Source organism: Filobacillus milosensis (assembly GCF_004402015.1).
Taxonomy (GTDB): domain Bacteria; phylum Bacillota; class Bacilli; order Bacillales; family Alkalibacillaceae; genus Filobacillus; species Filobacillus milosensis.
Genome location: NZ_SOPW01000002.1, coordinates 69,277 through 92,017, shown reverse-complemented (window position 1 = coordinate 92,017; position 22,741 = coordinate 69,277). Strand labels below are relative to the sequence as shown.

Here is a 22,741-nt window from a genome sequence, read left to right as displayed (position 1 = left end):
CACCTTTTTGGGGTGGTTTTTTTGTTTTTTTAGGGGGAGTTTGATAAATGATGCACGGAATAAATAAGTTAATTGATGATGAGATTTTTTATCATCATTTTCAGCCTGTATTTAACTTATCAGTAAACCAACCAATTGGATATGAAACACTACTTAGGACTACAATGTTTGATAATCCAGCAATGGTTTTTAACAGTGCAATAGAAGTTAATAGGTTATTTGAGTTAGATGTGAAGTCTTTAAAAAAATCAATAGAAACTATTTCTAATCATGATGCATTAAAAGATGATCAATTACTGTTTGTTAATATATATCCAACTAATCTGGCTGATAATAAATTTGAAGAATTTGTAACTGAAATATTACATAGATGTTCACTAAAACCATATCAGATTGTATTTGAAATTAATGAAGGAGAAGTAATTAAAGATATGGAAATTCTTCAAGAAAAAATTAAGCAACTGAGAAATTTAGGCTGCTTACTTGCTATTGATGATGTAGGAAAAGGTGCAGCATCGTTACGTGTCATGATTGAAACTCAGCCAGATTTTATAAAATTAGATAAATATTTTAGTAATGAGCTCTCAGAATCTACATATAAACAAGCTCTTATAAAATCATTTATTACATATTGTGAAGGAACCCATACGAAATTAGTTCTTGAAGGGTTAGAAGAAGGAAAAGATCTTCAGACAGCAATAAAAATGGGTGTAATATTGGGACAAGGCTTCTTACTGGGAAAACCCAAGCCTATTAATTAATAAATCCATAAAGTAATAAGGGGATTTAGAAGGTAACGATTATTAGTTCGTTACCTTTTTAATGTTGTGAACGAACAAAGGTTCTTTAACTAATAAAAAAGACAATGATTGCTACTATTGCCCTTTATCTTTACCTCGAATCAGTTTTTAAAATTATCCATTATTGAGGAAATTATATTATAGAAATTTATGAAGCTATTAACTCAGAATAATTATGAATAAAAATTTAAAAAGTGTAAAAAGATAAAATTTCTTTCTACACTTTTTAAACACATGACAATATATATCAACGTTCATTATGCTATAACAATTCCCTCAGAGGGTCGTTATACTTTTGTTTCATAAGAGTATAACCTTAAGTATCATCACGCCGATCAATATATAATGACCCATCCTTTTGAACTTCTGCATAAAAAACTTCAGATACTGAATTAATCCCCAATGATTTTAGTTGAGTATCTATCCATGTTCGATCTACATTTAATTTGTCTAAGACCTTATTAACTATTTTTCCATCTGAAATAACTGTCGTAGAAATAGGGAAAACGTCTTTAGTGTTAGGTATATTCATATCTTGTTTGATTAAAGGTTGTTTACTTTCTTTTTTCATTACCGATAAACTACCGTCTGTTTCAAATATGGCGTAATCTACATCTGATATAGCAAAAACATTCTTTTTCCTCAGTAAATTGAGCAATGCATCGATATCTAATCGAACTCTTTTAAGTTCATTCTCCATTATTTTTCCTTTTTTAATCAGTATTCTCGGTTGTCCTTCTACAACGTAGCGGATTTTCTTTGATTTAAGATCTATATATCCAATAAGTATTGTAAAAAGGCTCCATATAACTAAGGCAAGTATTCCGTGGGAGACACTTAAAGACGAGTCAATTGCTAGTGTAGCCCCGAGTGTTCCAATTGAAATCCCGGATACAAAATTAAAAAAAGTCATTTGAGATATTTCTTTTCTTCCCATCATTCTGGTTAAAGTTAATAATGTGATGAAAGCAATAGCAAGTCTGATGACTAATTCAGAAATATTCATAAATAAGCTCCTTAATTAACATTACTAAACAAATATTATTTCATTCTCCTTATTGTTAATGTATTTTTTTTAACTATACATAAAAGTTGTTTAAATAATATTAAAGTTTTACAGTGGATGAGTTGCTATTCTTATAATGGTTACTTATAGATAATTTAAACTTATATTATGTTTAAAAAGGTTTCTTTTGATAAAAATAATTGGGCGTAAGCTCTTGTTCATCATATTGGTTGTGAAAAATGTGAGTGGCTGCTGGTGTCAGAGGCGGGATCAGCCATGACCATTTACCTGTAATGGGTCTGCCAATTCTTTTTTCCTTTTGTTCAAAACGTTTAAATTGTTCAGCAGCTGTATGGTGATCCACAATTGTCACACCACTTGCCTTAAATGAATGTAAGACAGCGGTATTCAACTCAAGTAATGCACGATCACGCCAAAGCATTGAACGATTGCTTGTATCTAACTCCATTGCATCAGCAATCTCTGGTAGTAAGTTATATCTAAAATCATCAGCTAAATTACGTGCGCCTATTTCAGTACCCATGTACCAACCATTAAATGGTGCAGCAGAATAGGTTATTCCACCGATTTCTAATGACATATTCGAAATAATTGGCACAGCATACCACTTTAATTTCAACTCATCAAATGACTTGATGGTCGGGGGTTGGATGTTCACTTCAAGTATAATTTCATCAGGGAGTTCAAATAATTTTGTTTCTCCATTTAGCTCAATGACTAAAGGTAAAACATCAAATCTTCCATATTTCGGCTCCCATCCTAACTCTATACACTTTTTTGTAAACTGAATAGAATCTGGGTCACCCATGTTACCTTCATCTGTCTCGTAACCAGCATAACGAATCAGCTGATGATTCCAAACTCGTACGTTATTAGGTGAGAATACAGTTATAGTTGGTCGAACCTTACCTTTGTTTGTAGCATATTCAATGTGTTTAACTAATACATTATATATTTGCTCGTGTGTATCTAATTGTCTTTGATCAATTACATGTAAACTATCCCAAAACAATCTCCCAATACAGCGAACGCTGTTCCGCCATGCTACTTTTGCGCCGTATTCAAGTTCTTCAGATGTATGCTTATAGGTTCCACTAAGCAGAATTTGTTGATTCACTTCACTTAACCGATTCTTTAAATCATCTTCAGATTTATTAAGTTCTTCATAACATTGATGAATAAATATATAAGCTTCATTTAGAAGTTGACTTTTCAATGGAATTCCTCCTACTTTAAAAATATAAATTAAGGGTATCATAGTCGTTTTAACCGTGAATTGATTCAAGTGACAAAATTATAAACAGTTCTGTTAGTTTTTGTTTAATAATCCATTAGTCGTGGAATATAATGTATAACACTTCATTTTTATAGTTAAAAAGTATGAGTTATTACTCTATAAATGAATGGGAGAATAGAATAATGAAAAGGGTTGAAACGTACTGTATTTATTCAATGAATGAGTATAAAAAAGTAAGAAAAATGATACATGAAACGTTGGTAGACTATTTTTCTGGTGATAAAATGTTAGTAGATTTGGCTTTATTTGAAGCTGTTAAAAATGCCATGGAACATGGTAATCAAGGTAATTCGAATAACCCCATTGAGATTAAACTTCATTTTTTAGATCATTCACTAATTGCTAGAATTGAAGATCAAGGAAAAGGTTCTAATTGGCAAGATGATTTAGACAAAAATGGGGAAGGTTTGCACTTAATTGGTCAAATTATGGACAGCGTGGTATATTCAAAGAAAGGCAACCAAATCTTAATGCGCAAATGGGTGAGTTAATTAATGAGCCAGGTAATCACACTATTCACAAAGCCGAATTGTAAGCTTTGTGAAGATGCTAAAGCCATGCTGGAAACTTATCAGTTAATGTATAACTTTGAAATCGTCGAACAAAATATTGAAGACAAAGATGAGTGGCTGGAAAAATATTTTTTAACTATTCCTGTCGTAAAAACCAAAAGTTACGAGCTTGATGCTCATTATTTAAATATGGACACATTAGACCAATTTTTGCAAAAGCATTTGGAGTAATTAAAAATGTTTGCTAATCCAATTTTGTTTTGCTATTCTAACTATAGAATATTTTTTTGGTTATGGTGGGACATTTTTTGTCTATGTAGAGGACGATAATTGACCAACGAACATCCAAATAAGAAGGTGATCGTTCATTTGAATAAACTTTTTCAATTTCAAAAAAGGCTTGTACCAGATGTGCTAGAGGTTATAGACAAGCGCTATGGTATTTTAAAAACGATTCACTTATATGAACCTATTGGTCGCAGGGCATTAGCAGAACACCTCAAAAAAACAGAGCGACAAATTAGAAGTGAGATTGAGTTTTTGGATGAACAACAATTGATTAATGTAACTACAAAAGGTATGTGGGTGAGTGATGTGGGTAAACAGATTGTAGAAGATTATCCATCAATCATGCGTGAAATTTCTGATCTGGATCATCTTGAATCTCAGCTAAAGCAATCACTTCCAGTATCTGATGTTAAAGTCGTTTCTGGAGATGCCGATCAATCTGAGGAAGTTAAAAGCTTGTTGGGTCAAGCGGCTGCACAAACATTGACTCAATATGTGCATGACGAATCCATTGTAACTGTGACAGGTGGTTCGACATTGGCTGCTGTGGCCAAGCATATGAAACCGCTGAATCAGATTCGTCCGTTATTTGTTCCGGCAAGAGGTGGGCTAGGTGATATGCATGAATACCAAGCCAGCTCTATATGTGTTCAAATGGCGAAACAAATGAATGGAAGTTATCGATTGTTATATGTTCCAGATACTGTCGGTCATGAGGTTTATTCCAAGATGATGGAGGAACCAGCAGTAAAAGACGTCATTTCACTTATTCGCCAAGCTGATATCGTTATTCACGGTATTGGTGATGCGTTAAAAATGGCTCATCGACGTAAAGCAGATCCGAAACAACTAGAGCTTCTTAAAGAAAAATCTACAGTAGGCGAAGCTTTTGGTTATTACTTTGACCAAAAAGGGAAGACTATCCATCAGCTTAATTCAATTGGTATGACGAAAGAACATTTGACGAATGATAAAACCGTGATGACAGTTGCGGGTGGGACGTCAAAATGTGAAGCAATTTCAGCCTTTTTTAAGTGGGGTACAAGTGATGTTCTTATTATTGATGAGGCCATCGCCAGACACTTAGTAAAACATATATAAAAACTTTTAGGAGGTTTTTCAAAATGGCAGTAAAAGTAGGTATTAATGGTTTTGGAAGAATTGGACGTCGTGTGTTTCGTGCGGCATTAGAAAATAAAGATGTTGAAGTAGTAGCAGTAAATGATTTAACAGATGCAAAAATGTTAGCTCATTTATTAAAATATGATACGGTTCACGGTGAGTTAGACGTGGATATCGAAGCAAAAGAAGATGCAATCTCAGTAGATGGAAAAGATGTTAAAGTTTTATCAGAACGTGACCCAGCAAACTTACCTTGGGGAGACCTAGGTGTAGAAATTGTGATTGAATCAACAGGTCTATTCCGTAAGCGTGAAGATGCTAAGAAGCACGTAGATGCAGGCGCAAAGAAAGTTATTATCTCTGCACCAGCACCTGATGAAGATCTAACAGTAGTTATGGGTGTTAATGAAGACAAATATGATAAGGATAGCCACCATATTGTATCGAATGCTTCTTGTACAACAAACTGCTTAGCACCAGTTGCAAAAGTGTTAAGTGACAAGTTCGGTCTAAAACGTGGAATCATGACAACTGTTCACTCGTACACGAACGACCAGCAAATCTTAGACTTACCGCATAAAGATTACCGTCGTGCGCGTGCAGCATCAGAGAACATCATTCCTACAACAACAGGTGCGGCTGAAGCTGTTGCCAAAGTTTTACCAGAGGTTAATGGTAAATTAACAGGTATGGCTATGCGTGTTCCAACTCCAAACGTTTCAATCGTTGACTTAGTGGCTGAATTAGACAAAAGCGTAACAGTAGAAGAACTAAACCAGGCTCTTAAAGACTCAGCTGAAAATGAGTTAAAAGGTGTGCTTGACTATACAGATCTACCATTAGTTTCTAGTGACTATAATGGCAGCCCATTCTCTTCAATCGTTGATGGCGATTCAACATTAGTTATTGAAGATAACATGGTGAAAGTTGTATCTTGGTACGACAATGAATCAGGTTACTCTCACCGTTGTGTAGATTTAGCAGCGTTTATGGCTGAAAAAGGACTATAAGTTTCGAATGGTTTTATAAATAGTGGTAAAATATAGGGAGGAACATAACAAATGTTCCTCCCTATTTTCAAGCACTAATGTTTATGAAAGTAGGAACATGTAATTTCTTTTGCTATATTAGTTACATAAACAAGTTTTGGAGGTATTTATTCATGCACAAAATGACGGTAAAAGATGTTGATCTAAAAGGTAAACGCGTATTTTGTCGCGTCGATTTTAACGTCCCTATTTCAAAAGGTGAGATTTCAGATGACACAAGAATTCGTGCGGCATTACCGACGATTCAGTATTTAGTTGAACAAGGCGCTCGCGTCGTTCTTGCAAGTCACTTAGGACGTCCAGGTGGGGAAGTGGTTGAAGATTTACGCTTAGACCCAGTGGCTCAACATTTAAGTAACTTACTACAACAATCAGTTCTTAAAGCAGATGATGTTTACAGTGAAGAGGTCGTTAAAAATGTTAATAGCATGAGTGATGGCGATGTTTTATTATTAGAAAACGTTCGCTTCCATCCAGGTGAAAAGAAAAATGATGAAGAATTAGCAAAACAGTTTGCATCACTAGCTGATGTATATGTAAATGATGCTTTTGGAGCGGCTCACCGCGCGCATGCATCAACAGAAGGTGTAGCGCATCATTTACCTGCAGTATCAGGTTTTCTATTAGAAAAAGAGATTGAAGTATTAGGACAAGCACTGGAAAATCCAGAGCGACCATTTACAGCAATTATTGGCGGTGCAAAGGTAAAGGATAAAATCGGTGTGATTGATCATTTATTGGATAAAGTGGATCACTTACTCATCGGTGGTGGCCTTTCTTATACGTTTATTAAAGCGTTAGGTTTTGAAATCGGAAATTCTTTATTAGAAGAAGATAAGATTGATTTAGCTAATGAGTTTATTGAGAAGGCAAAGGAAAAAGGTGTGTCATTGCACTTACCAATTGACGCTGTGGTGGCAGACGAATTTTCAAGAGAAGCGAATACAAAAGTTGTGCCAATTGAAGAAATTCCAGCTGATTGGGAAGCGCTTGATGTTGGTCCGAAGTCGGTCGAGAAATTTAGTCAGATTGTAAAAGATTCTAAATTAATTATTTGGAATGGACCAATGGGTGTTTTTGAATATGAAGCATTTGCAAACGGAACTAAAGGTGTAGCTGAAGCCTTATCACAAACAAATGGTTATTCGGTTATCGGTGGTGGAGACTCTGCATCAGCAGTAGAAAAATTCGGTTATGCTGATCAAATGGATCACATTTCAACAGGTGGAGGCGCTTCACTAGAATTTATGGAGGGTAAAGTATTACCAGGGGTAGCAGCCTTAAACGATAAAGAATAAAAAGACGAGGTGAAATTATGCGTAAACCAATTATTGCAGGAAACTGGAAAATGAATAAACTAGTCGCTGAAGGAGCACGTTTTGTTGTTGACATTCGAGAAAGCGTGCCATCAGATGAAGAGGTTGAAACAGTGATTTGTGCACCATTTGTGCATATTCCTTTTATATCTGAAGCGGCAAGAGAATTTCATATAAAAATTGGTGCACAAAACATGCATTATGAAGAAAGCGGAGCATTTACGGGTGAAGTAAGTCCTAAAATGCTTGAAGACTTACTTGTCGATTACGTGATTATAGGTCACTCAGAGCGACGTCAATATTTTAATGAAACAGATGAGTCCGTAAATAAGAAAACGAAGGCAGCGTTTGAACATGACTTATTACCAATCGTATGTGTCGGAGAATCACTTGAACAACGTGAAGCTGATCAAACGATGACGTTTGTTGAAAGCCAAGTCAGACAAGCGTTAGACGGTTTAACAAACGAACAAGCTAAGCAAGTTGTGTTAGCTTATGAACCGATTTGGGCGATTGGTACAGGAAAAACAGCCACTAGTGAACAGGCTAATGAAGTTTGTGCGCATATTAGAAATGTGGTCAAAGATCAATTCGGTGAGGAAGTAGCTGAAGCTGTGCGCATTCAGTACGGCGGAAGTGTTAAGCCAGAGAACATTGAAGAACTACTAAGCATGACTGATATTGATGGAGCATTAGTTGGCGGTGCAAGTATGAAAGAAGATTCATTTATGAAGTTAGTGGAGGCTGGTAAGAATGCCCGCTAATCCATTGGCAGCACTGATTATACTGGACGGATTCGCGCTTCGCGATGAAGAATACGGAAATGCGGTTAAACAAGCCAATACACCAAATTTTGATCGTTATTGGAACACATTCCCTCATTCAACACTTAAAGCCTATGGTGAAGCGGTAGGGTTACCTCAAGACCAAATGGGAAATTCAGAAGTTGGGCATTTGAACATTGGTGCAGGCCGTGTGGTTTATCAGAACTTAACTCGAATTAATTTATCCATTAAAGAAAAAGAGTTTCACCAGAATGAAGCGTTTGTTAATGCATCACAACATGTGAAGGAAACTCATGGAGCACTTCACATTTTTGGTCTTTTATCAGATGGTGGGGTTCATAGTCATAACGAGCATATTTATGCCTTGCTTGAAATGGCGAATCAACAACAGATAGAAGATGTTTATGTTCATGCGTTTTTAGATGGACGTGATGTAGGTCCTAAAACAGCGATCACTTACTTAAAAGAGTTAGAAGATAAGATGGCTGAACTTGGTGTGGGTGAACTGGCATCAGTTTCAGGTCGTTATTATGCTATGGACCGCGACAATCGCTGGGAGCGTGTTGAAAAAGCATTTCGTGCGATTCGCTTAGGTGATGGTCCAACTTCAACTGATGCGACCAAAACGGTTGAACAGTCTTATGACCAGGAAGTGGTTGATGAGTTTGTCGAGCCGTTTGTCATGGTCGATGAAAACGGTGAACCTGTAGGTAAAGTGAGTGATGGCGATGCGATTATTTTTGCCAACTTCAGGCCAGACCGTGCTTTACAATTAACAGATGTGTTTGCTAACAATCGTTTAGATGTGTTTGAAAATGACTATGAAGCGATTGATAACTTAAGAATGGTAACGATGACTCAGTATAGTGAAGAGTTAAACGTGGATATTGCTTACCCACCAAACATGCCACAAAATACGATCGGCGAAGTGGTATCAAATAAAGGAATGAAGCAGCTACGAATTGCGGAAACGGAAAAGTATCCACATGTGACTTACTTTATGAGTGGTGGGCTGGATCAGGAATTTGAGGGAGAAAAACGGATTTTAATTGATTCACCAAAAGTGGCAACATATGACTTGAAGCCTGAAATGAGTGCTTATGAAGTAACCGATGCATTGATGAATACGCTTGATCAGGATCCTCCAAATTTAATCATTCTAAACTTCGCTAACCCTGACATGGTAGGTCATTCAGGAAAAGTTGAACCGACAGTTAAAGCAATTGAAGCTGTTGATGAGTGTTTAGGAAAAATTGTCGATCAAATTCTTGATATGGGTGGTCATGCTGTAATTACGGCAGACCATGGGAATGCGGATCAAGTGTTAAATGAAGATGGGTCACCGATGACTGCTCATACAACTAACCCTGTACCTGTTGTCGTGACTAAAGAAGGAATTAATTTAAGAGATGATGGAATTCTAGGGGACTTAGCTCCTACAGTTTTACAATTATTAAATGTTGACCAACCCGAAGAAATGACCGGCCAATCACTAATTAAATAAATAATATAGTTTAAAGGAGAGACGTAACATGCCATTTATTGTTGATGTTTATGCTAGAGAAGTATTAGATTCAAGAGGTAATCCTACTGTAGAAGTTGAGGTTCAAACTGAATCAGGTGCGTATGGTTCAGCTTTAGTCCCAAGTGGAGCTTCGACTGGTGAATATGAAGCGGTTGAATTACGCGATGGTGACAAAGGCCGTTACCTAGGTAAAGGTGTTGAGCAGGCGGTTAAAAACGTAAATGACATTATTGCACCTGAATTAGTTGGTTTTAGTGTTACGGATCAAATTTTAATTGATCAGCAGCTAATCGAATTAGACGGTACAGAAAACAAGGCTAAGCTAGGTGCTAATGCGATTTTAGGTGTATCAATGGCTGCGGCTCATGCTGCGGCTGATTATCTCGGATTACCGTTATATCAGTATTTGGGTGGTTTCAACTCTACAACGTTACCAACACCAATGATGAACATCTTAAATGGTGGTGAGCATGCGGATAACAATGTAGATATTCAGGAATTTATGGTTATGCCAGTAGGTGCTCCGACGTTCAAAGAAGCACTTCGTCAAGGCGCAGAAATTTTCCACGCATTAAAGAAAGTCCTTAAGGATAAAGGCTACAACACAGCAGTAGGTGACGAAGGTGGTTTCGCTCCAAACTTAAAATCTAACGAAGAAGCACTTGAAACGATTGTAGAAGCAATTGAAAAAGCTGGTTACAAACCAGGTGAAGAAGTGAAGCTGGCGATGGATGTGGCAGCTTCTGAAATCTATGATAACGGTAAATACAACCTCAAAGGTGAAGGTGTGACTCGTTCAGCTGAAGAGATGGTTGACTGGTACGAAGAAATGGTTAATAAATTCCCAATTATTTCGATTGAAGACGGCTTAGATGAGAACGACTGGGATGGTTTTAAATTATTAACTGATCGTATTGGCGACCGTGTACAGTTAGTAGGTGACGACCTATTCGTTACAAATACTAAGAAACTATACGAAGGTATTGAAAAGGGCATCGGTAACTCAATCTTAGTTAAAGTTAACCAAATTGGTACGTTAACAGAGACGTTCCAAGCAATTGAAATGGCTAAGAAAGCTGGTTACACTGCAGTCATTTCCCACCGTTCAGGTGAAACAGAGGATGCAACGATTGCTGATATTGCAGTAGCAACAAATGCTGGTCAGATTAAAACAGGTGCACCATCCAGAACAGATCGTGTAGCTAAGTATAATCAATTATTAAGAATTGAAGATTACTTAGGAACAGCAGGTGTTTATGCTGGTCAATCTGCATTTTATAACTTGAGATAAACTATTAACCCCTACCTAATAGGGTAGGGGATTTTTTAGGTAAGTTTTACCTAGATTTCCAACATAAAATTCCTATTAAAATGGGATTTTGCAATTTATAAAGTAGAAAAAATAGCAATTTAGTGCCTGTTACAAATTGGACAAATATTATAAAATTAATTACCATTACATATAGCAAAAAAGGAGGTAAAAACATATGATAAAGAATTTAACTAAATCAATACTTATAGCATTAGCTCTCGGTATAGTAGTTGGTTTAGGCATGAATATATGGACTCCAGACCTGTTCCCAACAGTAGACAAATATTTCTTCTCTCCATTAGGAGATATCTTTTTACGACTCATTCAAATGATGGTTGTTCCAATTGTGTTTATTTCAATTGTGTTAGGAACAGCTAACTTAGGTGATCCTAAAAAACTTGGCCGAATTGGTGGTAAGACGATTGGATTTTTCTTAGCATCAACTGCGGTAGCGATTTCAATCGCAATGGCTTTAGCATTTATTTTCCAACCAGGTGAACCTGGATTGTTAGATCAGCAGGAAGAAGGTTTTGAAAGTGAAAAAGCTCCTTCTGTTGTTGATACGATTGTGAATATTATTCCAACTAATCCATTAGACGCTATGAGTAGTGGAGAAATGTTACAGATTATCTTCTTCGCTATTTTCATCGGTTTTGGCCTAACCATATTGGGTAAGAAAACAGACCGTATTTTTAAACTATTTGAACAAGCAAACGAACTTGTGATGTATTTAATTATGGTTATCATGTATACGGCTCCAGTCGGTGCTTTTGGTTTAATTGCATCAGCGGTAGGTGGAGCTGGCCTTGATGCGATTGCATCCATGGCAGCTTACTTCTTTGTTGTACTCGCTGCTTTATTACTACACGCTTTAATCACATATAGTGCAGTTGTGAAATTTCTTGCTAAGAAGAGTCCGATGTGGTTCTTCAAAAACTTCGTACCAGCGATGAGTGTGGCCTTTGGTACTGCTAGTAGTGGAGCAACACTACCTGTCAGTATGAGAACAGCTCAAGATCGCTTAGGTGTTAAGAAGTCTGTAAGTAGTTTTGTACAACCACTAGGTGCGACCATTAACATGGATGGTACCGCTATAATGCAAGGTGTTGCGACGGTTTTCATCGCACAAGTAACAACCACTAACTTGAGTTTCTCAGAAATTATGATGGTGGTAATCATTGCAATTCTAGCTTCTATTGGTACAGCAGGTGTACCAGGAGTCGGATTGATTATGTTAGCAATGGTTCTAGATCAAGTTGGATTACCTGTTGAAGCTATTGGTTTAATTCTAGGGGTTGACCGTTTACTTGATATGACAAGAACTGCAGTCAACATTACGGGTGATGCCGCTTGTGCATTATTTATTTCGGAAACAGAGAAAGACATTGATATGGAGAAACCTTCAGTTAAAAATGAAGCTTAAGTAAAAGCCGCCTTTTGAGGTGGCTTTTCTTTTTAAATTATTGGCCACTAATCGGATTAATCGGCCACTACTTTACTGGAATCGAACACTAATCACGATTATCGGCCACTAAATTTTTAGTATTGGCCACTAATTCATTTATAAGTGAAAATAACCTTGCGCAAACACCCCAAATTATGCTACATTATTGTTATGGATTTGTGCGTATGAACTAGGAGGTCAATGAACTATGTATGGAGTTTTAGTGACGCTATTATTTATCGTTACAATTGGATTAATTACAGTAGTTTTACTACAAGCAGGTAAAAGTGCAGGATTATCTGGAGCGATTTCAGGTGGTGCTGAGCAACTATTTGGTAAACAAAAAGCACGAGGAATTGATGGCGTATTACACCGTCTAACAATTATCTTTGGTATTGCTTTTATGGTTATTACGTTTTTATTAGGTTACATTCTTCAGTAAGATATAAATTAGCTGTTAAAACAGTAAGTGATAAACTTACTGTTTTTTTATGTGAAATTGCAGTGGAAATGATTAGTAATACATAAAACAGGGAAAAATTAATTTTAGAAGTGTTCTGGAAGGAGATAAAAATGCAAATTAAACAACCACAACCATTTACATTTGAAGCAGGGGACCGAGCAGTACTACTATTACATGGATTCACAGGACATTCTGCAGACGTTCGTATGCTAGGGCGTTATTTAGAAAAAAAGGGCTACACATCACATGCTCCTATCTATAAAGGACATGGCGAACCACCAGAAGAGTTAGTTAAATCTAATGCGAAAGATTGGTGGAAGGATGCTTTAGATGGCTATAATCATCTAAAAGATAAAGGATATGACGAAATTGCAGTCGCAGGTCTATCCTTAGGCGGTGTTTTAGCATTACGGTTAGCCTATGAAAAGCCGGTCAAAGGTGTTGTGCCGATTTGTTCGCCAATGTTTTTTGATAATGTTGAGGAATTAACGCAAGGTTTTCGTCAATTTGCCAAAGAATATAAGCAATTAGAAAAGAAAGAAGAAGACCAAATTAAACAAGAGATTGATGACATCATGGAAAATTCTGAAGAAACTTTCGAAACATTAAGTGATTTAATTAAGGAAGTTCATGATCAAGTAGATCATATTTATGCACCAACACTTGTTTTACAAGCCGAAGAAGATGAGATGATTAATAAGGATAGTGCCAATTACATCTATGACAATGTAGAAGCAGATGAAAAAGACATCAAATGGTATGAAGGTGCTCCACATGTTATTACTCTAAGTGACTACAAAGAGAAGGTACATGAAGATGTATACAACTTTTTAGAAAGCTTGGATTGGTCGAAATAGTAGAAATGAGGTGACGATAATAATGGAAGAACTTAAGCAACAGTTAATGAAATTTTTTAATGAAGAAGCAACTCGACCGATGAAGGTTAGGGATTTACAAGAAGAATTTGAGATGAATGAAAGTGATGAAGTTTCTGTTTTAATGAAATCATTAAATGAATTAGAAAATGAAGGTATGCTAGTTAGAAACAGAAAGAACCGTTACGGTTTACCTGAAAAAATGAATCTGATTCGTGGTCGAATACAAATGCATTCAAAAGGGTTCGCATTTTTAATACCTGATGATGAAGAGCAGAATGATATCTATATCCATCAATCGGATTTAATGACTGCGATGAATGGAGATACAGTCTTAGTTCGTATCGAAACAGACTCAGTTGCAGGGAATCGCCCTGAGGGAACTGTTGTAAGAATTGTCGAGAGAAATAATGCCCCGGTTGTAGGAACTTACCAAGACAATGGCCGCTTTGGTTTTGTTATTGCGGATGATAAACGAATTCCGAATGATATCTTTATTCGTGAAGGGAATTCAGGTGGCGCAGTAGATGGTCATAAAGTAATTGTTGAAATTACTGAATACCCTGAAGGCCGTAAGAGTGCTGAAGGACAAGTTATTAATATTTTAGGGCATAAAAATGACCCAGGCATTGACATATTATCGATTATTCATAAGCATGGTATTAAAGCGGAATTTGATCCCGAAACTCTACAACAAGCCAATGACGTTCCAGATGAAATTGATCCAAAAGAAATTGAAGGCCGTCGTGATTTACGAAAAGAACAGATCGTTACGATTGATGGTGCAGATGCGAAAGATTTGGATGATGCTGTTCGAGTTGTAAAATTAGACAACGGCAACTATTTATTAGGCGTTTATATTGCCGATGTTTCATATTATGTAAAAGAAGGTTCACCGATTGATAAAGAAGCGTTTGAACGTAGTACAAGTACTTATTTAACAGACCGAGTTGTACCTATGATTCCGCACCGTTTATCAAATGGTATCTGTTCATTAAATCCACAAGTTGACCGCTTAACATTAAGTTGTGAAATGGAAATCGACTCAAGTGGTGATGTGGTAAGTCATGAGATTTTCCCAGCTGTGATTAATACGACAGAACGTATGACGTATGTGGATGTTAATGCAATTTTGAATGACGATGAAGAACTAAATAAACGATACGAGCCACTTGTTCCAATGTTTCATGACATGAAGGAATTAGCTAACATCTTAAGAAAGAAACGTATGGCTCGTGGTGCGATTGATTTTGATTTTAAGGAAGCGGAAGTACTCGTTGATGATCAAGGGGAGCCGACTGATGTTGTGCTACGTGAGCGCGGAGAAGCAGAGCGCATCATTGAGGACTTTATGTTAGCTGCCAACGAAACAGTGGCGCAACATTTCCATTGGATGGACGTACCATTTATTCACCGTATTCACGAAGACCCAGACCCTGCAAAACTTCAAACGTTCTTTGAGTTTATTGCTAACTTAGGTTATCAAATTAAAGGAACGCTAGACGATGTTCATCCTAAAGCATTACAAGGCGTGTTAGAAGAAATTCGTGGCAGTAAAGAGGACTTAATTGTATCGAAGCTTATGCTTCGTTCGATGCAAAAAGCACGATATGCACCTGAGAGTGTTGGGCACTTTGGATTGGCAACGAAGTTCTATACACACTTTACGTCACCAATACGTCGTTACCCAGATTTAATCGTTCACCGTTTGATTCGAACGTATTTAATCGAAAGTGATATTAGTGAAGAAACACAAAAACGTTGGGACAGTAAACTCCCTGATATTGGACGACATACATCTGAAATGGAGCGCCGCTCGATCGATGCGGAACGTGAAACAGATGATCTGAAAAAAGCCCAGTTTATGAGTAATAAAATTGGTGAAGAATTTGACGGAATCATCAGTTCAATCACCAACTTCGGAATGTTCGTTGAATTACCGAATACGATTGAAGGTTTAGTCCATGTCAGTCACCTAACGGATGATTACTACCATTATGACGATAAACATCATGCCATGATTGGTGAACGCACAGGTCACGTTTACCGAATCGGTGATGAAGTTCGAGTGCGCGTAATTGGTACAAATATTGAAGAGCGCGTCATTGACTTTGAAATTGCCGACATGGATTCACAAGAGGAAGATAATGAGCAAGAAACGAAAAAAGTTCTTAAAGCAAAAAAATTAAATAAGAAACCAAAGAAGAAATAAAAATAACGCCATAACCCTAATAGGGTTGTGGCGTTTGATATGTTTGTTGGGGCTTTTATGCGTAAAATATTCTGTTTACGCGTAATTGACTATTTCCACTTGCCATGTAAAATCCAAGCATCTTGAAATTCAAAAGCGTCTTCATTAGTCTTCTGTCTTGATTCATCAGTCAGATCAATCCAAATTTTAGTGTCATCTCCATAATTCTGTTGAAACTCTTTATAAGTTTCTAAAATCGTTTCCCATAACCCAGGTTGTTCAAATACATCATCCCATAGATAAATGACATGCATGTAACTATATTTTTTTTGGTCAAAATTCATAATCACAAAACGGTTATTTTCAGGATTCCTAAAGAAATACCAATCTTTTATTTCTTCATCCTTGAAAAGCGTAGGGGAAGCTGGGAATGGGTAATAACATTGGTAAGGGAAAATAACATCTGGATCATTTTCGATCTGTTGAACAATAGAGCGTTTCTCTTCTAACGAGGTAACAGCTTCCCATTTCTCACCAGAAGCATAGTTTAGGTTGTTAGAATCAATTAAGGTAGAGGCGTGGAGAGCTTTCAGCATAGGAAGCTTCAATTTTTCCAATACTCTTAACGCCGGGAAATTAGTTCTCTGAGTATTAGCCCCAATCCACTTAATTTGTTCATTCTGCTTTAATTCATCCATGATATATTGAACGATTTTTGTTGCATAGCCTTTGCCTTGGTAACGTAAATCACTTCTCCAACGACCAAGCATGGCATAATGGTCGGCAAAAATCGTATAGCCTGACACAGAAACAAGTTGCCCGTCATCAAACAAACCGAAAATCTTGTGCTCTTCACTTGTGACTAAACGTTCAAAAATACGAACAACATAATCATCTTCAATACCCGTATGCATATCTTTTAAGATGTCATAATCATCTATAGTTAAAGGACGAATTTGAATAGTATCAATCATAGAAGGCTCCCCTTTTTATATGTACTCTAATTAATTATAGTGCCATAAAATATTTCTTAATGTCTATTAAAGTGATTAGTTTTAAACGTTCAATCTTTTTGGTAAAATAACGTTATGCAGTGAGGAGGAAGAGAAATGGCGAAAAAAGGTTCGAATGCCATTGCGACTAATCGTAAAGCAAGTCATGACTTTTTTATAGAAGAAACGTATGAAGCGGGAATGGTGCTAAAAGGAACAGAGATTAAATCCATTCGTGCTGCCCGTGTAAACTTAAAGGATTCTTTTGCCCGAATATCAAAAGGGGAAGCTTATATTCACAATTTGCATATATCGCCTTATGAGCAAGGTAATCAGTTCAATCATGAACCAACACGTGCAAGAAAACTGTTACTTCATAAAAAAGAAATCAATAAACTGATTGGCCAAACGCAACAGAAAGGCTATTCTTTAGTTCCGTTAAAAATATATATTAAAAACGGTGTGGCTAAAGTATTGATTGGATTAGGTAAAGGTAAGAAGAAGTATGATAAACGTGAAGACTTGAAACAAAAAGCGATGAAACGTGATGTGGAACGCGCATTAAAAGATAATTACTAAGCAAGTATTTCCATTTTCATTCGCAACAACGCGTGTTATAATAAGTAATACAAACGAATAGTTGTTATTTATCCGGGGACGTTCCGGATTCGACAGGGATAGGTCGAGCTTAAGTAGCGAGCCGAGGTGACGACTCGTTAAACGTCATTCAGTTTATAATAACTGGCAAACAAAACGATTTCGCTGTAGCTGCGTAAGCAGATACTACAGGATCCTTCCTGCCATCGCCCGTGTGGCAGATAGAAGGGTCTCAAACTAAGCGGGCTACGCTGAAGGCCACCGTCTGAGGTCTTCAGAAGAGACTAATCAGACTAGCCACTCGGAAGCCTGTCGGTAGGCTGAAGAGTCGGTGAATGATAATATACCGAATACGCTCGTAGAAGCTTGAGTGCCGATATCCTTGGACGCGGGTTCGACTCCCGCCGTCTCCATTTATTGGGAATAATACCATTAAATGTAAGTTAAAGCATGAGTTTGCAGAAAACTGTAAGCTTATGCTTTTTTAGTTTGTTTATTTATACGCTTATAGTATGTAAAAAGTAAATTATTTATGGTGAATAGAGGTAATATTTAATAGCGTTTACTAAATAAACATTACAGAACCGAGGGTTTTCTGAGCTATTCCAGAACTAATCCCTCGGTTCTTTTTTTAAAAATTTTTCTCTTTCAAATATGTTGTTATAAAACTTACTTTATATAGAAATATCTAAAGAAAAGGTCCTCTAAATCTGTTTCGGTGTCTAAACCTGCGACGTGGTCCAAACCCAAAGAATGGTCTGACTCTTCTGCGTGGTCTGAAGCCAAAGAATGGGTTGACTCTATGGGGGCGTCTATAAAATGACATAAATATCACTCTCCAAATTAGAATAATCATTAATAGTGTATGTAGTTTACATAAGCTTGTATAGAATAAGCGACTATAGAATTCAGAAAATGATCAAACTATCTAACCCGCCGGTTATCTAAACCTATCCGCTTGGTTAGAAGGTGAAATAAAGTAAATGAGCTACCCCTTTTTTAAGGAAGTAGCTCATTTACTATTTACTTCAAAAGACTTTTATGAGTAATTACAAACTGTTTAATAAGCTTTTTTCAAAATGATTTCTTCCCCCTGAGCTTTCTTCGGAGGTAAAATCGATCTGATTTTTGGATTGAATTGATTCAATACTTTTTCAACTTCTTGTTTCTTTTTGTCTGTATGCAAGAATTGTTGAATTTGTTTAATTGCTTCATACACAGATTCCCTCATGTTAATTTCAAGTGTATATAAGTAAGTAGAGTCACCAGTTATTGTGATTTTTTTACTTGATAAACTTCCATTCAAAATAGATTGAATGTAAACTAACATTTTTAAGTCTTTAGAACTTATGGATATTATAGGATTTCGATTCCCTTTAGAGTCTCTATTTTTAAATGAAATGGTTCCCTCACCGTCAATCATACCTGCAAGGTAAGCTGCTTCCCATGACTTCAACATGTTTATGACGTCCCCTTTCAATACTTTATAAATTAAGTATACATGTTTCTCACAAAAAGAACAAGTGTTCGCGTTTGTTTTTTAGTAATTTTTTCGTAATTATAACCAGTATCTTCGTTAAGTATTTTGATAACACTATTCTCAAGGAGGTGTGTTATTTTGGCACAAGATGTTTTATGTGAAGTAAAGAACTGTCAGTATTGGGAAGAAGGAAATAAATGTGTGGCTGATGCGATTTATGTAGTAAGTCATAAAGGTAAAGAAGCAGAAAAAAGTGAAGAGACTGACTGTAAAACATTTGAACCTCTGCATTAAGTAATAAAGGGTAACCTGAGCTTTAGGTTACCCTTTTTCCGTTTATTTTAAGATACGATCTTAATCGTTTTATTCTTAAATATAGTGTATACAATGAACACGACTAAAATAATCGTCATGATTATAGCAGTATAACCAATAGCAGGATATTCAGCGATGCGTTTAACAGCTATACCAATAAAAGCCCAGACAAAGACGAGGGGGTAAAGTAAGTCTTTCTTCGTTATTGCAAACCACATTGCTAAAAGTGTAGACATAATCAGCAAGAGGATCGTCCAAAGGGGTTCATATAAAATATATTGCTGGTAGCCAAATGTTTTAAGTACAATGCCTACGTTTAAAATCGTGGCTATTGTAACCCATCCTAAATAAATCGAAAAAGGAATCTGCCACATACGTGAGATGTTAGGGTCATTCAAAATGTTATAGATATAAATTAAATTAAAGAGTAACCCAACCATAATTAAAAGCGTCCATGCAAAATACTCATAATGGAAGAAAAATATCCAACCGATGTTAAGAAAAGCGTTGATCACGAATAAATAACTAACTCGATTAGCAATATCCCTGCCAGCAGAGCTATAAAATAAACCGATTACCCAAAACACTAACAATAAGTAAATCAATCCCCAAATGCTAAATACATATCCTGCAGGTGTAAATAAGACGTTAATTTCACTAGATATTTGTCCGGTAGTCTGCCCATTGATTGGTAGGTAATTGGATAAAAAGTTAACTAAGATCACTAACAATAATGCTATAGCATTATATATTGCCAACTTAGTTGAGTTTTTCATATTCCCAGGCTCCCCTTAATGAACTTGTACAAACTGTTATATATATAATATATGAACATTTATAAGATGTAATGATTATTAAAAAAATCACCTACAACATAATATGTCATAGGTGTTCCCTTAAACGTTAGAACTAAATCGTGAATTTATACTCTTCAGCTTTTTTCACATTTTTAATAAAGCTAATTAACAAATCTTTAGTTGCTTCAAGGTCATTCATATCAATAACTTCAATGGATGAGTGAGCATACCTGGAAGGGATTGAAAGTACACCAGTAGGAATGCCATGCTTCGCTAAACTCAATTCACCTGCATCTGTGCCGATACCTGGGAAAACTTCTAATTGGTGGTTAATGTTGTTAGCTTCAGCAAGCTCTACTAAATGATTTCTTACTTTTTTATTCGCAATCAAACTCACATCTAATACTTTAATGCCTGTACCAGCACCTAAAGCTAGTGTTTGATCCATCATTTCTTCTGTGGTGTCACTAACAGCCGTTGTATCTAATGCAATTGATACGTCTGCATCTAGTTGATGTCCCGCTACTCTTGCACCTCTTAGTCCAACTTCTTCTTGAACAGAGAATACTCCAATTATTTCACCTGCAAATTCATTTGAATCTAAATCTTCTAAAGCTTGTATTAGTACGGCACACCCAGCACGGTCATCAAAGGCTTTACCTACAATACGGCTTTCTGATAATTCATCAAAATGAGGCTGCCACGTCACTGTATCGCCGACTTTAATGCCAAAGTCTATCACTTCCTGTTTGTTTGAAGCGCCAACATCAATATATAACTGTTGATGAGTTCTTACTTTATTAGGGTCATCAAATTTCTTCATATGTGCTGAGATTGTACCAATGACCCCTGAACGTAGTCCATTTGACGTGTTAATTTGAACACGTTGTGAAAGTAAAATTCGATCATCATGTCCGCCTAATTTTTCGAAGCGAAGCAACCCATTTTCTTCAATCTTCTTTATAATGAAACCAATTTCATCCATGTGAGCAGGAACGACAATGTTTGGCCCGTCTTGATGTCCTTTTTTACGAACTATAAGGTTACCTACACCATCGACCTCAATTGAATCGACACTACCTTTAAGTCGGTTTGTTATGTATTTGGCCACATCTTCTTCAAACCCGCATGGACCGTGTATTGAGGTTAAATTTTTAAGTAGTTCTTTCATGGAATCTTCCTCTCCAAATATAATTTAGTTTATTAATACTATATCAGAATAAAACATCATCTTAAAACAACATGTTCATTTAATATTCAAAAAAAATATAAATTTCAGAAACTAGGACTGTTAGACTACAATTAGGTAGGTGATGATCTTGTTTACATGGAAATCTCCGATGCTGTTAATTTTAGGGATTGGAATATCTTATCTCGGTAACTGGATTTATTTAGTTGCCATTAATTTATACATATTAGATTTAACTGGTTCTGCGGCTGCGGTAGCCGGCCTATTTGTCATTAGACCGATAGCTACAATTATGACTAACACATGGTCAGGAAGTGTAATCGATCGAGTAAATAAGAAGCGGCTGTTGGTATTTGTAGACATAATCAGAGGAGGACTGGTATTTACTATTCCTTTTATAGAAAACTTATGGGGCATATACTCAATGATTTTTGTCATTAGTTTGTTCGCTTCATTTTTTGGACCAACTTCTCAGGTCTATATTACTCGATTAGTTCCACAGGAAAAACGCCAGCGTTTTAACTCGATTTTAGGAACGATGAGCTCTGGAGCCTTCTTAATTGGACCAGCGCTATCTGGTGTGCTGATTATGAGTTATGGAACGGACTTAAGCATCTTTATCAATGCGCTAACTTTCATTATTTGTGGTGGTTTAATCCTTCTATTACCTAATATAGATGGAAAAGGATCTGTATCGAAACAAACCGGTATTCAAGAATGGATTAATGATTGGAAAGTAGTGACCGGGTTCTTTAAGAGTTCGAGATTTTTTGTAACGGTTTATTTATTATTTCAAATCACAATGTTAATTGGATTTGCTTTAGATTCTCAAGAAGTTACGTTTATTAAACAACATTTAAATTTAAGTGATGATGGATATGGATTTTTGGTGAGTATAACAGGAGTGGGTTCTATCATTGGGGCTTTAATAGCTGCGACCTTAGCGAATAAAGTCCACTTGCGATACTACTTAGGTGGCGGGATACTTTTATCAACAGTCGGATATATCTTGTTCTATTCATCATTTAATTTTATTTCAGCTTTAACAGCTTTTTTAATATTAGGGTTCTTTTTGGCATTTGCTAATGCTGGGTATGCAACCTTTTTCCAAAACAATGTCCCGACAGATATTATGGGGAGAATCGGAAGTGTCGCGAATATGATTCAATCTGCCATTCAGATTCTTTTTACATTAATTTTAGGATTTGTTGCAGAGATTTTCACCTTACAAATGGTCACATTAATCGGATCAATTTTAGCGTTTATAATAAGCATAGTTCTTGTATGTTATTTGTTTGCTAATAAATCACAGTTTAATTCAAACGAGATTTAATTTGAGGACTAAAGATAATCGTCTATACAATC

Annotated in this window: 22 protein-coding genes and 1 other RNA gene; 17 read left to right on the top strand and 6 right to left on the bottom strand. The window is 36.3% G+C overall.

What is annotated here, in order from left to right:
- The first annotated feature begins 47 nt into the window (after nt 1-47).
- Complete coding sequence (locus E3U55_RS02145; RefSeq protein ID WP_134338682.1) at nt 48-761, top strand: EAL domain-containing protein; 714 nt, start codon at nt 48-50, stop codon at nt 759-761.
- A gap of 355 nt (nt 762-1,116) precedes the next feature.
- Here the strand turns inward: E3U55_RS02145 and E3U55_RS02140 are convergent, their stop codons facing one another.
- Both E3U55_RS02140 and E3U55_RS02135 read right to left on the bottom strand, forming a co-directional pair.
- Complete coding sequence (locus E3U55_RS02140; protein WP_134338681.1) at nt 1,117-1,806, bottom strand: DUF421 domain-containing protein; 690 nt, start codon at nt 1,804-1,806, stop codon at nt 1,117-1,119.
- Nucleotides 1,807-1,978: 172 nt separating this feature from the next.
- The gene (locus E3U55_RS02135) at nt 1,979-3,043 is read right to left on the bottom strand and encodes a nitric oxide synthase oxygenase (RefSeq protein ID WP_323740390.1); all 1,065 of its coding nucleotides are present in this window, start codon (nt 3,041-3,043) and stop codon (nt 1,979-1,981) included.
- Nucleotides 3,044-3,246: 203 nt separating this feature from the next.
- Here E3U55_RS02135 and E3U55_RS02130 point away from each other — a divergent pair, with 203 nt between their 5' ends.
- The 12 genes from E3U55_RS02130 to rnr all read left to right on the top strand — a co-directional run bounded on the left by E3U55_RS02130 (nt 3,247) and on the right by rnr (nt 16,027).
- The gene (locus tag E3U55_RS02130) at nt 3,247-3,615 is read left to right on the top strand and encodes an ATP-binding protein (RefSeq protein ID WP_194840791.1); all 369 of its coding nucleotides are present in this window, start codon (nt 3,247-3,249) and stop codon (nt 3,613-3,615) included.
- A 3-nt stretch (nt 3,616-3,618) separates the two neighbouring features.
- Nucleotides 3,619-3,867 (top strand): glutaredoxin family protein, encoded by a 249-nt coding sequence (locus tag E3U55_RS02125; RefSeq protein ID WP_134338678.1) that lies wholly within the window; start codon nt 3,619-3,621, stop codon nt 3,865-3,867.
- A 138-nt stretch (nt 3,868-4,005) separates the two neighbouring features.
- Nucleotides 4,006-5,025 (top strand): sugar-binding transcriptional regulator, encoded by a 1,020-nt coding sequence (locus tag E3U55_RS02120; RefSeq protein ID WP_134338677.1) that lies wholly within the window; start codon nt 4,006-4,008, stop codon nt 5,023-5,025.
- 23 nt (nt 5,026-5,048) lie between these two features.
- Complete coding sequence (gap, locus tag E3U55_RS02115) at nt 5,049-6,056, top strand: type I glyceraldehyde-3-phosphate dehydrogenase (RefSeq protein ID WP_134338676.1); 1,008 nt, start codon at nt 5,049-5,051, stop codon at nt 6,054-6,056.
- Nucleotides 6,057-6,208: 152 nt separating this feature from the next.
- Nucleotides 6,209-7,393: a phosphoglycerate kinase gene (locus E3U55_RS02110; RefSeq protein WP_134338675.1), complete on the top strand. Its 1,185-nt coding sequence runs from the start codon at nt 6,209-6,211 to the stop codon at nt 7,391-7,393.
- Nucleotides 7,394-7,410: 17 nt separating this feature from the next.
- The gene (gene tpiA / locus E3U55_RS02105; protein ID WP_134338674.1) at nt 7,411-8,175 is read left to right on the top strand and encodes a triose-phosphate isomerase; all 765 of its coding nucleotides are present in this window, start codon (nt 7,411-7,413) and stop codon (nt 8,173-8,175) included.
- A complete protein-coding gene (gpmI, locus tag E3U55_RS02100) occupies nt 8,165-9,700 on the top strand; it encodes a 2,3-bisphosphoglycerate-independent phosphoglycerate mutase (RefSeq protein WP_134338673.1) in 1,536 nt (511 codons plus the stop codon). Before tpiA ends, gpmI begins: the two co-directional genes overlap by 11 nt.
- Nucleotides 9,701-9,728: 28 nt before the next feature.
- Complete coding sequence (gene eno / locus E3U55_RS02095; protein WP_134338672.1) at nt 9,729-11,012, top strand: phosphopyruvate hydratase; 1,284 nt, start codon at nt 9,729-9,731, stop codon at nt 11,010-11,012.
- A 196-nt stretch (nt 11,013-11,208) separates the two neighbouring features.
- Nucleotides 11,209-12,456 carry a dicarboxylate/amino acid:cation symporter gene (locus tag E3U55_RS02090; RefSeq protein WP_134338671.1) on the top strand — a complete coding sequence of 416 codons (1,248 nt, stop codon included), beginning with the start codon at nt 11,209-11,211 and terminating at the stop codon, nt 12,454-12,456.
- A 229-nt stretch (nt 12,457-12,685) separates the two neighbouring features.
- A complete protein-coding gene (secG, locus tag E3U55_RS02085; RefSeq protein WP_134338670.1) occupies nt 12,686-12,919 on the top strand; it encodes a preprotein translocase subunit SecG in 234 nt (77 codons plus the stop codon).
- A gap of 131 nt (nt 12,920-13,050) precedes the next feature.
- The gene (locus E3U55_RS02080) at nt 13,051-13,797 is read left to right on the top strand and encodes an alpha/beta hydrolase (protein ID WP_134338669.1); all 747 of its coding nucleotides are present in this window, start codon (nt 13,051-13,053) and stop codon (nt 13,795-13,797) included.
- Nucleotides 13,798-13,819: 22 nt separating this feature from the next.
- Nucleotides 13,820-16,027: a ribonuclease R gene (rnr, locus tag E3U55_RS02075; protein WP_134338668.1), complete on the top strand. Its 2,208-nt coding sequence runs from the start codon at nt 13,820-13,822 to the stop codon at nt 16,025-16,027.
- Between the two features lie 89 nt (nt 16,028-16,116).
- Here the strand turns inward: rnr and E3U55_RS02070 are convergent, their stop codons facing one another.
- Entirely contained in the window at nt 16,117-16,980 is an 864-nt protein-coding gene (locus tag E3U55_RS02070) for a GNAT family N-acetyltransferase (protein ID WP_134338667.1), read from the bottom strand.
- Between the two features lie 135 nt (nt 16,981-17,115).
- Between E3U55_RS02070 and smpB the strand changes: the two genes are divergently transcribed.
- Nucleotides 17,116-17,577: an SsrA-binding protein SmpB gene (smpB, locus tag E3U55_RS02065; RefSeq protein ID WP_134338666.1), complete on the top strand. Its 462-nt coding sequence runs from the start codon at nt 17,116-17,118 to the stop codon at nt 17,575-17,577.
- A gap of 74 nt (nt 17,578-17,651) precedes the next feature.
- Nucleotides 17,652-18,011: a transfer-messenger RNA gene (ssrA, locus tag E3U55_RS02060) on the top strand.
- Between the two features lie 644 nt (nt 18,012-18,655).
- On the opposite strand, the gene E3U55_RS02055 is transcribed toward ssrA, so the two are convergent.
- On the bottom strand, nt 18,656-19,054 hold the full coding sequence (locus E3U55_RS02055; RefSeq protein WP_134338665.1) for an LAGLIDADG family homing endonuclease: 399 nt from the start codon (nt 19,052-19,054) through the stop codon (nt 18,656-18,658).
- Between the two features lie 159 nt (nt 19,055-19,213).
- Here E3U55_RS02055 and E3U55_RS02050 point away from each other — a divergent pair, with 159 nt between their 5' ends.
- Nucleotides 19,214-19,369, top strand: coding sequence for a DUF1540 domain-containing protein (locus E3U55_RS02050; RefSeq protein ID WP_134338664.1), 156 nt, complete (start codon nt 19,214-19,216; stop codon nt 19,367-19,369).
- 47 nt (nt 19,370-19,416) lie between these two features.
- On the opposite strand, the gene E3U55_RS02045 is transcribed toward E3U55_RS02050, so the two are convergent.
- Together E3U55_RS02045 and E3U55_RS02040 are read right to left on the bottom strand one after the other, a co-directional pair.
- Nucleotides 19,417-20,166 (bottom strand): TspO/MBR family protein, encoded by a 750-nt coding sequence (locus tag E3U55_RS02045; protein ID WP_134338663.1) that lies wholly within the window; start codon nt 20,164-20,166, stop codon nt 19,417-19,419.
- Nucleotides 20,167-20,299: 133 nt separating this feature from the next.
- Nucleotides 20,300-21,358, bottom strand: coding sequence for a M42 family metallopeptidase (locus E3U55_RS02040; RefSeq protein WP_134338662.1), 1,059 nt, complete (start codon nt 21,356-21,358; stop codon nt 20,300-20,302).
- A 142-nt stretch (nt 21,359-21,500) separates the two neighbouring features.
- Here E3U55_RS02040 and E3U55_RS02035 point away from each other — a divergent pair, with 142 nt between their 5' ends.
- Nucleotides 21,501-22,709, top strand: coding sequence for an MFS transporter (locus tag E3U55_RS02035; protein ID WP_228547446.1), 1,209 nt, complete (start codon nt 21,501-21,503; stop codon nt 22,707-22,709).
- Nucleotides 22,710-22,741 lie beyond the last annotated feature (32 nt).

Excerpts from the sequence above, each read along its gene's own strand:
- E3U55_RS02145 (WP_134338682.1), top strand. The coding sequence starts at position 48 with ATGATGCACGGAATAAATAAGTTAATTGATGATGAGATTTTTTATCAT.
- E3U55_RS02140 (WP_134338681.1), bottom strand. The coding sequence starts at position 1,806 with ATGAATATTTCTGAATTAGTCATCAGACTTGCTATTGCTTTCATCACA.
- E3U55_RS02130 (WP_194840791.1), top strand. The coding sequence starts at position 3,247 with ATGAAAAGGGTTGAAACGTACTGTATTTATTCAATGAATGAGTATAAA.
- E3U55_RS02125 (WP_134338678.1), top strand. The coding sequence starts at position 3,619 with ATGAGCCAGGTAATCACACTATTCACAAAGCCGAATTGTAAGCTTTGT.
- gap (WP_134338676.1), top strand. The coding sequence starts at position 5,049 with ATGGCAGTAAAAGTAGGTATTAATGGTTTTGGAAGAATTGGACGTCGT.
- E3U55_RS02110 (WP_134338675.1), top strand. The coding sequence starts at position 6,209 with ATGCACAAAATGACGGTAAAAGATGTTGATCTAAAAGGTAAACGCGTA.
- tpiA (WP_134338674.1), top strand. The coding sequence starts at position 7,411 with ATGCGTAAACCAATTATTGCAGGAAACTGGAAAATGAATAAACTAGTC.
- gpmI (WP_134338673.1), top strand. The coding sequence starts at position 8,165 with ATGCCCGCTAATCCATTGGCAGCACTGATTATACTGGACGGATTCGCG.
- eno (WP_134338672.1), top strand. The coding sequence starts at position 9,729 with ATGCCATTTATTGTTGATGTTTATGCTAGAGAAGTATTAGATTCAAGA.
- E3U55_RS02090 (WP_134338671.1), top strand. The coding sequence starts at position 11,209 with ATGATAAAGAATTTAACTAAATCAATACTTATAGCATTAGCTCTCGGT.
- secG (WP_134338670.1), top strand. The coding sequence starts at position 12,686 with ATGTATGGAGTTTTAGTGACGCTATTATTTATCGTTACAATTGGATTA.
- E3U55_RS02080 (WP_134338669.1), top strand. The coding sequence starts at position 13,051 with ATGCAAATTAAACAACCACAACCATTTACATTTGAAGCAGGGGACCGA.
- rnr (WP_134338668.1), top strand. The coding sequence starts at position 13,820 with ATGGAAGAACTTAAGCAACAGTTAATGAAATTTTTTAATGAAGAAGCA.
- E3U55_RS02070 (WP_134338667.1), bottom strand. The coding sequence starts at position 16,980 with ATGATTGATACTATTCAAATTCGTCCTTTAACTATAGATGATTATGAC.
- smpB (WP_134338666.1), top strand. The coding sequence starts at position 17,116 with ATGGCGAAAAAAGGTTCGAATGCCATTGCGACTAATCGTAAAGCAAGT.
- E3U55_RS02055 (WP_134338665.1), bottom strand. The coding sequence starts at position 19,054 with ATGTTGAAGTCATGGGAAGCAGCTTACCTTGCAGGTATGATTGACGGT.
- E3U55_RS02045 (WP_134338663.1), bottom strand. The coding sequence starts at position 20,166 with ATGAAAAACTCAACTAAGTTGGCAATATATAATGCTATAGCATTATTG.
- E3U55_RS02040 (WP_134338662.1), bottom strand. The coding sequence starts at position 21,358 with ATGAAAGAACTACTTAAAAATTTAACCTCAATACACGGTCCATGCGGG.
- E3U55_RS02035 (WP_228547446.1), top strand. The coding sequence starts at position 21,501 with ATGATCTTGTTTACATGGAAATCTCCGATGCTGTTAATTTTAGGGATT.